This window comes from Pseudomonas sp. GW456-E7 (assembly GCF_059424105.1).
The window spans coordinates 186,052-200,129 of record NZ_JBWKZB010000005.1 but is presented as its reverse complement, the minus strand read 5'-3'; the positions used below and the strand labels follow the sequence as shown (position 1 = coordinate 200,129).

The window sequence follows — 14,078 nt, the reverse complement described above, 5'->3', positions numbered from 1 at the left end:
GCATAGCCAAACACCTCAGATTTGGGCGCCATCATAGCGCCCGATTGAAGTGTCCAAAATCATTAGGCCAGTTCAGCCTGCTCGCGAAAGAGGCAACTCGGTTCTGGATCAACCCTCAACCGGGGGAATATGCCCGAACATCTCCTGAACGAACGCCACGCGCTCTTCGACGCTTTCGCTGACGCCACGAGCCTTCAGGTCTTCCAGTCGTGCTTCCACCGCATGAGTACGCAACGTCAGCCCGCAGTCGTTGGCAATCTGGATATTCAGCCCCGGCCGGGCGTTGAGTTCAAGGATCAGCGGGCCTTTTTCCTGGTCCAGGACCATGTCGACACCGATGTAGCCCAGCCCGCACAACTCATAACAGCCAGCGGCGAGTTTCATGAAACCGTCCCAGTAGGGCAGTTGCACGCCATCCACCGCGTTGGTGGTGTCCGGGTGTTTGTTGATGATGTTGTTCAGCCAGGTGCCGCGCAGGGTCAGGCCGGTGGCCAGGTCCACGCCGACGCCGATGGCGCCTTGGTGCAGGTTGGCCTTGCCGTTGGACTGGCGCGTCGGCAGGCGCAACATGGCCATCACCGGGTAACCCATCAAGACAATGATGCGGATGTCCGGCACGCCTTCGTAGCTGATGCTCTTGAAGATCTGGTCCGGAATCACGCGGTATTCGATCAGCGCCCGGTCGCGGTGACCGCCCAGGGAGTACAGGCCGGTCAGGATGCTGGAAACCTGGTGCTCGATTTCTTCATGGCTGATGATCCGGCCGGACACCGTGCGATAACGCCCTTCAAAGCGGTCGGCGATGACCAGGATGCCATCGCCGCCAGCGCCCTGGGCCGGTTTGATCACGAAGTCATTGCGCGCGCCGATGATCTCTTCGAGATTGTCGATTTCCTTCTCGGTGGAAATCACGCCATAGAGCTCGGGCACATGGATGCCGGCGGCGATGGCGCGCTCCTTGGTGATGATCTTGTCATCGACGATCGGGTACAGGCTGCGCTTGTTGTACTTGAGCACGTAGTCTGCGTTGCGCCGATTGATCCCCATGATGCCCCGGGCTTCCAGGGCCTTCCAGGTCTTCCAGAAGCCGAACATCAGGCGTCAGCCTTTTTCAGGAAGGCCTTGAAGCGCACCAGTTCGGTCAGGCGATAGCCACGATAACGACCCATGGCCAGCATGAAGCCCACCAGGATCAGCAGGATCGCCGGGAATGTGAACACGAAGTACACCAGTTCCGGCACGCTCATGATCAGGTGCGCCAGGGACGCGGCGAACAGCGTGCCGATGGCCACTTTCATCGCATGGCCACCGCCGCGCTCTTCCCAGGTGATCGACAGGCGTTCGATGGTCATCGTCAGGATCACCATCGGGAACAGCGCCACCGACAAGCCGCGTTCCAGGCCGAGTTTATGGCTGAGCAGGCTGATGGCCGCAATCAGCACCACCACGAAGGTCAGTACCACCGACAGCCGCGGCAGCATCTGCAGTTTCAGGTGTTCGAGATAGGAGCGCAGCGACAGCCCCAGCGCCGTGATGATGGTAAACAGCACGATACCGAAGCCGAGCTGGGTTTCGCGGAAGGCCAGGGCGATCAGCACCGGGGTGAAGGTGCCCAGGGTCTGGATGCCGATCAGGTTGCGCAGGATCAGGATCACCAGTACGCCGATCGGGATCATCACCATGATCATGAAGGTCTGCTGGGTTTGCAGCGGCAGGCCGTACAACGAGTACTCGAGGAAGTTGGCGTCGGTGTTTTCGTCGGTCAGCTTGGCCAGGCGAATGGCGTTCATTTCGCTGTTGTTCAGGCTGAAGGTCACATTGGCCTTCTTGCCGCCATCGACGGTGATCAGGTTTTCGTCGCCGGTCCACCACAGCAGGCGGTCGGTCGGCAGCCCTTGCTCACCGGTTTCCGGGTTGAAGTACAGCCAGTCGGTGCCATTGAAACTGCGCAGCCACAGTTCCGGTACCTGCGGCTGGTCTGCCACCAGGCGAATGGTGTGGACCTTCTCGATCGGCACGTGGGCGATGGACAGCAGCAGCTCGACGATTTTCGCCTTGTGCGCGGTGGATGGATCACCGGCCAGCAACAGTTTCACGTTGTCGTCGTTGAGGTTGTTGACCCGCTTGATGGCTTCGCCGACGAAGGTTTCGACGTCGGCCGAGTGCTGGCGAATCGGTGCGAGCAGGGCTTCGGCGGCGATTTTTTCCGGGCCTTCGATGGTGATGCTGTCGCGAAAGGTCGGGCCCTTGATCTTGGCCTTCTCGCCGGAATAACGCATGGTCAGCACCAGGCGGTAATACAGCGTCTGATTGCCTTTGGCCCGGCGTGCCGACCAGGTGACCTTGCGGTTGCCGTCGACCCGGTTCACGGCCACGCCGTAGTTATTGGAGATGAAGCTCTCGTTGAGGCTGACGAAGTCGCGGCTCAGCGGTGGCACGAACATCTGGATCTTGACCGGATCCTTGGCGCTGGCGACGAACTCGACCTTGGCGTCGATGTTCCACAGGTCGTCAGTGGCGTCTTCGGTCACCGGGATGCCCAGCACGAAGATCTGATAGGCCGTAACTGAAATGCCCAGCACCACCAGGATGGCGATCAGCAGTTTCAGATGAAGGGTAAGAGAGCGCATTTGAATTACTCGGCGGTATGAGCGTCGGTGGTGCAGGCGGGTTTGCCGGCAGCATATTTAAGGCTGGGGTCAACCAGGGCATCGAAACGCTTGAGCGCTTCGGAGCCAATCAGGAGCGGATATTGGAACGCGCTACGGTCGGTCAGGTTCACTTCGATGCTGCGCAGGGCCGAGCCCATGCAGATGTCCAGTTCGATCACGGGGCGGGCGGTGTACTTCTTGCCTTCCTCGGGATCGTAGTCGCCGGCCCGGCGCTTGATCTTGCTGACACGGGCCAACGGGCGTTCGATCGGATGCGAATGGGCGGCGTCGATGGCCAGGTAAAACCGTACCCAGGATTCGCCGTTGCGTTTGAAGCGTTTGATGTCCCGTGCACTCAGGGAAGCGGTTTTCGCTCCGGTGTCGAGTTTGGCCGCCACTTCCAGGTCGATGCCATTGAGCGATGCGTACTCATTGAGGCCATACACAGTCTTTTCCCCGGCCATGGCGAACCCGGGCAGGCAAAGTAAATAAAGGAAAGCAGGGAAGGGCTTGAGTCTCATAAATCCTGGTGCGCAGCGGTCCGACTTGATTCAAGGCCCTGGCATCGCTGCGCAAGCTCCCTCGTATGCCTGGCAGATTTTTATGACAGGCAGTGCAGATGTGACAAACAAATGCGGCGGCATTCTAGCACGGTGGTTTGATGGCGCCAGCGCTGGCGGGTGGCTATGAACCAGCGGATTGCTTCGTTATGGTGCAACCGGTTATCAGAAGATTGTCGACAATATCGATTTAACCTTTGACTGCGCTCCCGGTATTCGTTAGTTTTTGCGGCATTGGCTCACAAGGTGTCGACAATATGCTGGATCAACTCGATCCCCCGGTTTCTACGCCAGACGATACGGAGACACTTTCCGAGAACGTCTTCCGCCGTATTCAGGCGGCTATCGTCAAAGGCGAGATCGCGCCGGGCAGCAAAATCTCCGAACCGGAGCTGGCGCGTACCTACGGCATCAGCCGTGGCCCGCTGCGCGAGGCCATCCATCGCCTGGAAGGCCAGCGCCTGCTGGTACGCGTGCCGCATGTCGGGGCGCGGGTGGTGTCGCTCAATCATGCCGAACTGCTTGAACTGTACGAAATCCGCGAATCCCTGGAAGGCATGGCCTGTCGCCTAGCCGCCGAGCGCATGAGCCTCGAAGAAATCGACGAGCTGCGTCGGGTCCTGGAAACCCATGAGCGTGACGAGGCATTCCAGGCAGGTCGCGGCTACTACCAGCAGGAAGGCGATTTCGACTTCCATTACCGAATCATCCAGGGCAGCGGCAACCGCACGCTGACCCAAATGCTCTGCGGCGAGCTCTATCAATTGGTGCGCATGTACCGCATCCAGTTTTCCACCACGCCCAATCGCCCGCACCAGGCGTTCGCCGAGCACCACCGCATTCTCGATGCCATCGCCGACCGTGACGGTGAGCTGGCCGAGTTGTTGATGCGCCGTCACATCGGCGCCTCCAAACGCAATATCGCCCGTCATTACCAGGACGGCGTCAACCCGACAGCCAAACGAGGTGAGTCATGAGTTTGAACAAGAGCACACCAGGCCAGCGTTTCCGCGATGCGGTCGCCAGCGAACATCCACTGCAAGTGGTCGGCGCAATCAACGCCAACCATGCGCTGCTGGCCAAGCGCGCCGGTTTCAAGGCGATCTACCTGTCGGGTGGCGGGGTGGCTGCCGGCTCCCTCGGCTTGCCTGACCTGGGCATCACCGGCCTGGATGACGTGCTGACCGACGTGCGCCGTATCACCGACGTCTGCGATCTGCCATTGCTGGTGGACGTGGACACCGGTTTCGGTTCCTCGGCGTTCAACGTCGCTCGTACCGTCAAGTCGATGATCAAGTTTGGCGCGGCGGCGATTCATATCGAAGACCAGGTCGGCGCCAAGCGCTGCGGCCACCGTCCTAATAAAGAGATCGTGACCCAGCAGGAAATGGTCGACCGCATCAAGGCCGCCGTCGATGCGCGTACCGATGACAGCTTCGTGATCATGGCCCGCACCGACGCCCTGGCGGTGGAAGGCCTGGAGTCTGCCCTGGATCGCGCCGCTGCCTGCATCGAAGCCGGCGCCGACATGATTTTCCCGGAAGCCATCACCGAACTTGAGATGTACAAGCTGTTCGCCAGCCGCGTGAAAGCGCCGATCCTGGCCAACATCACCGAATTCGGCGCGACCCCGCTGTACACCACCGAGCAACTCGCCGCTGTCGACGTGTCGCTGGTGCTGTACCCGCTGTCGGCCTTCCGCGCCATGAACAAGGCCGCGGAAAACGTCTACACCGCACTGCGCCGCGATGGCACGCAGGCGAACGTCATCGACACCATGCAGACGCGCATGGAGCTTTACGATCGCATCGACTACCACACCTTCGAGCAGAAGCTCGATGCGTTGTTTGCCGCGAAGAAGTAATGAACACCCTGTACCTGTAGGAGCGAGCCTGCTCGCGATAGACGTCAACGATGACGCGGGAAGCCTGATACCCCGCGGTGTGCCGTCCACCATCGCGAGCAGGCTCGCTCCCACAGAAGAGCAATGAGTTTCCCCAAAAAATTTCAAAAAAATTGGAGACAGCAATGGCCGAAGCAAAAGTACTCAGTGGCGCCGGGCTCCGTGGCCAGGTAGCCGGGCAAACCGCACTGTCCACCGTGGGCCAGTCGGGTGCCGGTCTGACCTATCGTGGTTATGACGTACGTGAACTGGCGGCTGACGCACAGTTCGAAGAAGTTGCCTACCTGCTGCTGTACGGCGAACTGCCGAGCAAGGCGCAACTGAACGCCTACATCGCCAAGCTGAGCAAGCTGCGTGACCTGCCGCAAGCGCTGAAAGAAGTGCTCGAGCGCATCCCCGCCGACGCCCACCCGATGGACGTGATGCGCACGGGGTGCTCGTTCCTGGGCAACCTGGAGCCGGAGAACAATTTCTCCGAGCAACACGACAAGACCGATCGCCTGCTGGCTGCATTCCCGGCGATCATGACTTACTGGTATCGCTTCAGCCACGAAGGCAAGCGCATCGATTGCGTGAGCGACGAGCAGTCCATCGGCGGCCACTTCCTGCACCTGCTGCATGGCAAGAAACCAAGCGAGCTGCACGTCAAGGTGATGAACGTTTCGCTGATCCTCTACGCGGAGCACGAGTTCAACGCGTCGACCTTCACCGCACGTGTTTGCGCATCGACCCTGTCCGACCTGTATTCGTGCATCACCGCGGCCATCGGCTCGTTGCGCGGCCCGCTGCACGGTGGCGCCAACGAAGCGGCGATGGAAATGATCGAGCGTTTCTCGTCGCCGGAAGACGCGATCAAGGGCACCCTCGGCATGCTCGAGCGCAAGGACAAGATCATGGGCTTCGGCCACGCGATCTATAAGGACAACGATCCGCGCAACGAGGTGATCAAGGGCTGGTCGAAAAAGCTTGCTGACGAAGTGGGCGACAAGGTGTTGTTCCCGGTCTCCGAAGCCATCGACAAGACTATGTGGGAGCAGAAGAAGCTGTTCCCGAACGCCGACTTCTACCATGCCTCGGCGTACCACTTCATGGGCATCCCGACCAAGTTGTTCACACCGATCTTCGTCTGCTCGCGCCTGACCGGCTGGGCTGCACACGTGTACGAACAACGCGCCAACAACCGCATCATCCGTCCAAGCGCCGAATACACCGGCGTTGAACAGCGCAAGTTCGTGCCAATCGAACAGCGCTGAATGGTGGAGGCTAAGCACTGATATTGAAGTTCACCGAAATCCCTGTGGGAGCGGGCTTGCCCGCGATAGCGGTGGGTCAGTCGACATGTATGTTGGATGTGACTCAGTCATCGCGAGCAAGCTCGCTCCCACAGTGGATGGTGTGAACTTCAAGTCTGGTGCCAGGCCCCACCTTTTGTAACTACCGTGACCGAGTCCTGACGATGAACACACAATTCCGTAAACCGCTGCCTGGCAGCCACCTGGATTACTTCGATGTCCGCGCAGCGGTCGAGGCGATCCAGCCTGGCGCCTACGACACCCTGCCGTACACCTCCCGTGTGCTGGCGGAAAACCTTGTGCGTCGCTGCGACCCGGCCACGCTCACCGAATCCCTGAAGCAATTCATCGAGCGCAAGCGCGACCTCGATTTCCCGTGGTTCCCGGCCCGCGTGGTGTGCCACGACATTCTCGGCCAGACCGCGCTGGTCGACCTCGCTGGCCTGCGTGACGCCATCGCCCTGCAAGGCGGTGACCCGGCGCAAGTCAACCCGGTGGTGCCGACCCAACTGATCGTCGACCACTCCCTGGCCGTCGAGCGCGGTGGCTTCGATCCGGACGCGTTCGAGAAGAACCGCGCCATCGAAGACCGTCGCAACGAAGACCGCTTCCACTTCATCAACTGGACCAAGAAGGCGTTCAAGAACGTCGACGTGATCCCGCCGGGCAACGGCATCATGCACCAGATCAACCTGGAGAAAATGTCTCCGGTGATCCAGGTGCGTGACGGTGTGGCCTTCCCTGATACCTGCGTCGGTACCGACAGCCACACCCCGCACGTCGATGCGCTGGGTGTGATCGCCATCGGTGTCGGTGGTCTCGAAGCCGAAAGCGTGATGCTCGGCCGCGCATCGTGGATGCGTCTGCCAGAAAGCGTTGGCGTCGAACTGACCGGCAAGCTGCAACCGGGCATCACCGCCACCGACATGGTGCTGGCGCTGACCGAGTTCCTGCGCAAGCAGAAAGTCGTTGGCGCATGGCTGGAGTTCTTCGGCGAAGGCGCCTCCGCGCTGACCCTCGGCGACCGCGCAACCATCTCCAACATGGCCCCGGAATACGGCGCCACCGCGGCGATGTTCTACATCGACCAGCAGACCATCGACTACCTCAAGCTCACCGGCCGTGAAGACGAGCAGGTGCAGTTGGTCGAGAACTACGCCAAGCAGGTCGGCCTGTGGGCTGACAGCCTCAAAGGCGCGCAGTACGAGCGCGGCCTGACTTTCGACCTGTCCTCGGTCGTGCGCAACATGGCCGGCCCGAGCAACCCGCACGCCCGTGTGGCGGTTTCGGATCTGGCCGCCAAAGGCATCTCCGGTCAGTGGGACGATGTGCCGGGGCAAATGCCGGACGGCGCGGTGATCATCGCCGCCATCACCAGCTGCACCAACACCAGCAACCCGCGCAACGTGATCGCCGCCGGCCTGCTGGCGCGCAACGCCAACAAGCTCGGCCTGACCCGCAAGCCTTGGGTCAAGTCGTCCCTGGCACCGGGTTCGAAAACCGTGGCCCTGTACCTCGATGAAGCCGGCCTGACCGAAGAGCTGGACAAGCTCGGCTTCGGCGTCGTGGCTTTCGCCTGCACCACGTGCAACGGCATGTCCGGCGCACTGGACCCGGTGATCCAGCAAGAGATCATCGACCGCGACCTGTACGCCACTGCGGTGTTGTCCGGCAACCGTAACTTCGACGGCCGGATTCACCCGTACGCCAAGCAAGCGTTCCTCGCATCGCCGCCCTTGGTGGTTGCCTATGCGATTGCCGGCACCATCCGTTTCGACATCGAAAAAGACGTGCTGGGCGTGGTGGATGGCAAGGAAATCCGCCTGAAAGACATCTGGCCGAGCGACGAAGAAATCGACGCGGTGGTCAAGGCGTCGGTGAAACCGGAGCAGTTCCGCCAGGTGTACATCCCGATGTTCGCCATCCACGAAGACACCGGCCCGAAAGTCGCGCCGCTGTACGAGTGGCGTGAAATGAGCACCTACATCCGTCGTCCGCCCTACTGGGAAGGCGCGCTGGCCGGTGCTCGTCCGCTCAAGGGCATGCGTCCGCTGGCAGTGCTGCCGGACAACATCACCACCGATCACCTGTCGCCGTCCAACGCGATCATGATGGACAGCGCCGCCGGCGAATACCTGGCGAAAATGGGCCTGCCGGAAGAGGACTTCAACTCTTACGCGACTCACCGCGGTGACCACCTGACGGCGCAGCGCGCCACCTTCGCCAACCCGAAACTGTTCAACGAAATGGTTCTGGAAAACGGCAAGGTCAAGCAGGGTTCGCTGGCCCGTGTCGAGCCGGAAGGCAAAGTGATGCGCATGTGGGAAGCCATCGAAACCTACATGGATCGCAAGCAGCCGCTGATCATCATCGCCGGTGCCGACTACGGTCAGGGTTCGTCCCGCGACTGGGCGGCCAAGGGCGTGCGTCTGGCGGGTGTGGAGGCGATTGCCGCCGAAGGTTTCGAGCGCATTCACCGCACCAACCTGGTGGGCATGGGCGTGTTGCCGCTGGAATTCAAGCCAGGCACCAACCGTCACACCCTGGCCATCGACGGCAGCGAAACCTACGACGTGATCGGTGATCGCACGCCACGCGCCGAGCTGACACTGGTGATCCATCGCAAGAACGGTGAGCGCGTCGATGTGCCGGTGACCTGCCGCCTCGACACCGCCGAAGAAGTGTCGATCTACGAGGCCGGCGGCGTGCTGCAACGCTTCGCCCAGGACTTCCTCGAAGAGTCGGCGGTTGCCGTTTAACGCACGCAATACAGACACGGGACTTCAAGTCCCGTGTCTGCTTTCAGATCAGGAGTAACGAGCACCATGGCTCACGCAGCTCAAATCAAGATTCCAGCTACATACATGCGCGGCGGCACCAGCAAAGGCGTGTTCTTCAGTCTCAAGGACCTGCCTGAAGCGGCACAGGTCCCAGGCCCGGCCCGCGACGCGTTGCTGCTGCGCGTGATCGGCAGCCCCGACCCGTACGACAAACAAATCGACGGCATGGGCGGTGCGACCTCCAGCACCAGCAAAACCGTGATCCTGTCGAAAAGCACCAAGGCCGATCACGACGTCGATTACCTGTTCGGCCAAGTGTCCATCGACAAGCCCTTCGTCGACTGGAGCGGCAACTGCGGCAACCTGTCGGCGGCGGTCGGTTCGTTCGCGGTCAGCAACGGCCTGGTGGACGCCAGCCGTATCCCGCATAACGGCGTAGCCGTGGTTCGCGTGTGGCAGGCCAACATTGGCAAGACCATCATCGCCCACGTGCCGATCACCAATGGTGAGGTGCAGGAGACCGGCGATTTCGAACTCGACGGCGTGACCTTCCCGGCGGCCGAAGTGCAGATCGAGTTCCTCGATCCGGCAGCGGAAGAAGAGGGCGGCGGCGGTTCGATGTTCCCCACCGGCAACCTGGTCGATGACCTGGAAGTGCCCGGCGTCGGCACCTTCAAGGCGACCATGATCAACGCCGGCATCCCGACGATTTTCGTCAATGCCGAAGACATCGGCTACAAGGGCACCGAGTTGCAGGGCGCGATCAACGGCGACCCGAAAGCCTTGCTGATGTTCGAGACTATCCGCGCCTACGGCGCATTGCGCATGGGCCTGATTGCCAACATCGACGAAGCGGCCAAGCGTCAGCACACACCGAAAGTGGCCTTCGTGGCCAAGCCGGCGGACTACGTGGCGTCCAGCGGCAAGGCGATTGCCGCAGGCGATGTCGACCTGCTGGTGCGTGCGTTGTCCATGGGCAAGTTGCACCACGCGATGATGGGCACGGCGGCCGTGGCGATCGGTACGGCTGCAGCGATTTCCGGCACCCTGGTGAACCTTGCGGCAGGTGGCATCGAACGCAACGCGGTGCGCTTCGGACACCCGTCCGGCACCCTGCGCGTCGGCGCCGAGGCCAGCCTGGTCAATGGTGAATGGACCGTGAACAAGGCGATCATGAGCCGCAGTGCGCGGGTATTGATGGAAGGGTTTGTGCGAGTGCCGGGGGATTCTTTCTAAGATCACCCAAAACCCTGTGGGAGCGGGCTTGCTCCGGGCGGCGTTCCGACGAAAGCGGTGTGTCAGGCAATATAGATGTCGACTGACACTCCGCCTTCGCGAGCAAGCCCGCTCCCACACTGGATCGACGGTGTGTGAGAGCGAGCCTGCTCGCGATAGGGCCGGAACAGGCCCGGGAGCTTTACTTGAAACGCCGCTCCACACCTTTCTCCACGAGAATCTTCGCGGAGATTTCTTCCACGGAAAAATGCGTGGAGTTGATGTGTGGAATGTTTTCGCGGCGGAACAGGTTCTCGACCTCGCGCACCTCGAACTCGCACTGGGCGTAGCTCGAATAGCGGCTGTTGGGCTTGCGCTCGTTGCGAATCGCGGTGAGGCGGTCCGGGTCGATGGTCAGGCCGAACAGCTTGTGCTGGTGGGCGCGCAGGGCGTTTGGCAGTTGCAGGCGTTCCATGTCGTCTTCGGTCAGCGGGTAGTTGGCCGCGCGGATACCGAACTGCATTGCCATGTACAGACACGTCGGCGTCTTACCACATCGCGACACGCCCACTAGTATCAGGTCGGCCTTGTCGTAATAGTGCGTGCGGGCGCCGTCGTCGTTGTCGAGGGCGAAGTTAACGGCCTCGATACGCTCCATGTAATTGGTGTTGGCGCCGATGGAGTGGGACTTGCCGACGGTGTAGGAAGAATGCTCGGTCAGTTCCTGTTCAAGCGGTGCCAGGAACGTCGAGAAAATGTCGATCATGAAACCATTCGAGGTGGCGAGAATCTCACGAATGTCCTGATTGACGATGGTGTCGAAGATAATCGGACGGAAACCGTCGGTTTCGGCGGCTTTGTTGATTTGTTGTACCATGGCCCGCGCTTTGTCCACGTTGTCGATGTACGGCCGCGTGACCTTGCTGAAGGTAATGTTTTCGAACTGCGCCAGAAGGCTTTGACCCAGGGTTTCGGCGGTAATGCCGGTACCATCGGAGATAAAGAAAGCAGATCGTTTCATTTGCACCTTGGGCCTTAAGCTAGTAACGAATCTTGGATATGATAGGCGCGATTTGCCGGCCGCCAATGGCCCGCATTCTCACTTATTTTCCAGGTCCAGGCCATATAGCCGGCAAATGCTCACTTAAGCAGCCGGTTTCTGAGCTTTTCCAACACAGTTAGTGGAGAGATCACCTTGGTAGAGTACGTAGTTTCCCTCGATAAGCTCGGCAAACACGATGTTGAGCATGTGGGGGGCAAGAACGCATCCCTGGGCGAGATGATCAGCAACCTTGCGGGTGCCGGTGTATCGGTGCCCGGCGGCTTCGCCACGACCGCTCAGGCTTATCGTGATTTCCTGGAGCTGAGCGGCCTGAATAAGCAGATTCACGACGCACTCGATGCCCTGGACGTCGATGACGTGAATGCCCTGGCCAAGACCGGTGCCCAGATCCGTCAATGGATCATGGAAGCCGAGTTCCCTGAAAAACTGAATGCCGAAATTCGTACCGCGTTCGCCACGCTGTCCGCCGGCAACCCTGACGTGGCCGTGGCCGTGCGCTCTTCCGCTACCGCCGAAGACCTGCCGGACGCTTCCTTCGCCGGTCAGCAGGAAACCTTCCTGAACATCCGTGGTGTCGAAAACGTCATTCGCGCCGCCAAAGAGGTGTTCGCCTCGCTGTTCAACGACCGCGCCATTTCCTACCGCGTGCACCAGGGCTTCGACCACAAGCTGGTTGCCCTGTCGGCCGGCGTGCAGCGCATGGTCCGCTCCGAAACCGGCACCGCCGGCGTGATGTTCACCCTCGATACCGAATCGGGCTTCCGTGACGTGGTGTTCATCACCGGCGCCTACGGCCTGGGTGAAACCGTCGTTCAAGGCGCGGTGAACCCGGATGAGTTCTACGTCCACAAGGGCACGCTGGCTGCCGGTCGTCCGGCCATCCTGCGCCGCAACCTGGGCAGCAAGGCCATCAAGATGATCTACGGCGACGAGGCCAAGGCCGGTCGTTCGGTCAAGACCGTCGACGTGGACAAGGCCGAGCGCGCACGCTTCTGCCTGACCGACGCTGAAGTCAGCGAGCTGGCCAAGCAGGCGATGATCATCGAGAAGCACTACCAGTGCCCGATGGACATCGAGTGGGCCAAGGACGGTGACGACGGCAAGCTGTACATCGTGCAGGCCCGTCCGGAAACCGTGAAGAGCCGCACCCAGGCCAACGTCATGGAACGTTACCTGTTGAAAGAAACCGGTACCGTGCTGGTTGAAGGTCGCGCCATCGGCCAGCGCATCGGCGCCGGCAAGGTCCGCATCATCAAGGACGTGTCCGAGATGGACAAGGTCCAGCCAGGCGACGTACTGGTGTCCGACATGACCGACCCGGACTGGGAACCGGTCATGAAACGCGCCAGCGCCATCGTCACCAACCGTGGCGGTCGTACTTGCCACGCGGCGATCATCGCCCGTGAGCTGGGTATTCCAGCGGTAGTCGGTTGCGGCAACGCCACCCAGCTGTTGAAAGACGGCCAGGGCGTGACCGTTTCCTGCGCTGAAGGCGACACCGGTTTCATCTTCGAAGGCGAACTGGGCTTCGACATCAAGAAGAACTCCGTGGATGCCATGCCGGAGCTGCCGTTCAAGATCATGATGAACGTCGGCAACCCGGACCGCGCCTTCGACTTCGCCCAGCTGCCGAACGCTGGCGTGGGCCTGGCTCGTCTGGAGTTCATCATCAACCGCATGATCGGCGTGCACCCTAAAGCACTGCTGAACTACGACGGTCTGCCGCTGGACATCAAGGAAAGCGTCGACAAGCGCATCGCCGGCTACAACGACCCGGTCGGCTTCTACGTCGAGAAACTGGTCGAAGGCATCAGCACCCTGGCGGCTGCGTTCTGGCCGAAGAAGGTCATCGTGCGTCTGTCGGACTTCAAGTCCAACGAATACGCCAACCTGATCGGCGGCAAGCTGTACGAGCCGGAAGAAGAGAACCCGATGCTGGGCTTCCGCGGTGCTTCGCGTTACATCAGCGAATCGTTCCGCGACTGCTTCGAACTCGAATGCCGCGCCCTCAAGCGCGTGCGCAACGAGATGGGCCTGACCAACGTCGAAATCATGGTGCCGTTCGTTCGTACCCTGGGTGAAGCGAGCCAGGTGGTGGATCTGCTGGCGGAAAACGGTCTGGCCCGTGGCGAAAACGGCCTGCGCGTGATCATGATGTGCGAACTGCCGTCCAATGCCATCCTGGCCGAAGAATTCCTCGAGTTCTTCGACGGTTTCTCCATCGGTTCCAACGACCTGACTCAGCTGACCCTGGGCCTGGACCGCGATTCCGGTATCATCGCGCACCTGTTCGACGAGCGTAATCCGGCGGTCAAGAAGCTGCTGGCCAATGCGATTGCCGCGTGCAACAAGGCCGGCAAGTACATCGGCATCTGCGGTCAGGGTCCCTCGGACCACCCGGACCTGGCCAAGTGGCTGATGGAGCAGGGCATCGAAAGCGTTTCGTTGAACCCGGACTCCGTACTGGAGACCTGGTTCTTCCTGGCAGAGGGCCAAGCGCAGGCTTGACCCCATGTGAACGGGCCGCTCACGTACCTTTGTAGGAGCGAGCTTGCTCGCGATGGACGTCAACGATGACGCGTTTTTGCTGGATAAACGTGGTGTCCTGAAGTTC

General features: G+C 60.8%; 10 protein-coding genes. 6 read left to right on the top strand and 4 right to left on the bottom strand.

Annotation, left to right across the window (positions count from 1 at the left end):
• Positions 1-108: 108 nt before the first annotated feature.
• From AC07YV_RS06185 to rloA, 3 genes are read right to left on the bottom strand one after another with little or no spacing between them, the layout of a single operon-like run.
• On the bottom strand, positions 109-1,095 hold the full coding sequence (locus tag AC07YV_RS06185) for an alpha-L-glutamate ligase-like protein (RefSeq protein WP_102698817.1): 987 nt from the start codon (positions 1,093-1,095) through the stop codon (positions 109-111).
• Complete coding sequence (gene rloB, locus AC07YV_RS06180) at positions 1,095-2,630, bottom strand: osmotic stress tolerance membrane protein RloB (RefSeq protein ID WP_102698816.1); 1,536 nt, start codon at positions 2,628-2,630, stop codon at positions 1,095-1,097. The genes AC07YV_RS06185 and rloB overlap by 1 nt, the downstream gene beginning before the upstream one ends.
• Positions 2,631-2,635: 5 nt before the next feature.
• Positions 2,636-3,172 (bottom strand): retropepsin-like aspartic peptidase RloA, encoded by a 537-nt coding sequence (gene rloA, locus AC07YV_RS06175; protein WP_085716837.1) that lies wholly within the window; start codon positions 3,170-3,172, stop codon positions 2,636-2,638.
• Positions 3,173-3,468: 296 nt separating this feature from the next.
• On the opposite strand from rloA, the gene AC07YV_RS06170 reads away from it, so the two are divergent.
• From AC07YV_RS06170 to prpF, 5 genes are all read left to right on the top strand, one after another.
• Positions 3,469-4,188, top strand: coding sequence for a GntR family transcriptional regulator (locus AC07YV_RS06170; protein WP_102698815.1), 720 nt, complete (start codon positions 3,469-3,471; stop codon positions 4,186-4,188).
• A complete protein-coding gene (prpB, locus tag AC07YV_RS06165) occupies positions 4,185-5,075 on the top strand; it encodes a methylisocitrate lyase (protein WP_046816178.1) in 891 nt (296 codons plus the stop codon). The genes AC07YV_RS06170 and prpB overlap by 4 nt, the downstream gene beginning before the upstream one ends.
• A 164-nt stretch (positions 5,076-5,239) precedes the next feature.
• Positions 5,240-6,367, top strand: a complete 1,128-nt coding sequence (prpC, locus tag AC07YV_RS06160) for a bifunctional 2-methylcitrate synthase/citrate synthase (RefSeq protein ID WP_007971533.1) — start codon at positions 5,240-5,242, stop codon at positions 6,365-6,367.
• Between the two features lie 203 nt (positions 6,368-6,570).
• On the top strand, positions 6,571-9,165 hold the full coding sequence (gene acnD, locus AC07YV_RS06155) for a Fe/S-dependent 2-methylisocitrate dehydratase AcnD (protein ID WP_102698814.1): 2,595 nt from the start codon (positions 6,571-6,573) through the stop codon (positions 9,163-9,165).
• Positions 9,166-9,231: 66 nt separating this feature from the next.
• Positions 9,232-10,422 carry a 2-methylaconitate cis-trans isomerase PrpF gene (gene prpF / locus AC07YV_RS06150; RefSeq protein WP_095965144.1) on the top strand — a complete coding sequence of 397 codons (1,191 nt, stop codon included), beginning with the start codon at positions 9,232-9,234 and terminating at the stop codon, positions 10,420-10,422.
• Between the two features lie 181 nt (positions 10,423-10,603).
• Here prpF and ppsR read toward each other — a convergent pair whose 3' ends face one another.
• Entirely contained in the window at positions 10,604-11,422 is an 819-nt protein-coding gene (ppsR, locus tag AC07YV_RS06145) for a posphoenolpyruvate synthetase regulatory kinase/phosphorylase PpsR (protein ID WP_007971527.1), read from the bottom strand.
• A 174-nt stretch (positions 11,423-11,596) separates the two neighbouring features.
• Between ppsR and ppsA the strand changes: the two genes are divergently transcribed.
• Positions 11,597-13,972: a phosphoenolpyruvate synthase gene (gene ppsA / locus AC07YV_RS06140; RefSeq protein WP_015096069.1), complete on the top strand. Its 2,376-nt coding sequence runs from the start codon at positions 11,597-11,599 to the stop codon at positions 13,970-13,972.
• Positions 13,973-14,078 lie beyond the last annotated feature (106 nt).

Bases quoted from the DNA above. Each gene is read 5' to 3' on its own strand.
- prpF (WP_095965144.1), top strand. From the start codon at position 9,232: ATGGCTCACGCAGCTCAAATCAAGATTCCAGCTACATACATGCGCGGC.
- ppsR (WP_007971527.1), bottom strand. From the start codon at position 11,422: ATGAAACGATCTGCTTTCTTTATCTCCGATGGTACCGGCATTACCGCC.
- AC07YV_RS06170 (WP_102698815.1), top strand. From the start codon at position 3,469: ATGCTGGATCAACTCGATCCCCCGGTTTCTACGCCAGACGATACGGAG.
- prpC (WP_007971533.1), top strand. From the start codon at position 5,240: ATGGCCGAAGCAAAAGTACTCAGTGGCGCCGGGCTCCGTGGCCAGGTA.
- rloA (WP_085716837.1), bottom strand. From the start codon at position 3,172: ATGAGACTCAAGCCCTTCCCTGCTTTCCTTTATTTACTTTGCCTGCCC.
- prpB (WP_046816178.1), top strand. From the start codon at position 4,185: ATGAGTTTGAACAAGAGCACACCAGGCCAGCGTTTCCGCGATGCGGTC.
- AC07YV_RS06185 (WP_102698817.1), bottom strand. From the start codon at position 1,095: ATGTTCGGCTTCTGGAAGACCTGGAAGGCCCTGGAAGCCCGGGGCATC.
- rloB (WP_102698816.1), bottom strand. From the start codon at position 2,630: ATGCGCTCTCTTACCCTTCATCTGAAACTGCTGATCGCCATCCTGGTG.
- acnD (WP_102698814.1), top strand. From the start codon at position 6,571: ATGAACACACAATTCCGTAAACCGCTGCCTGGCAGCCACCTGGATTAC.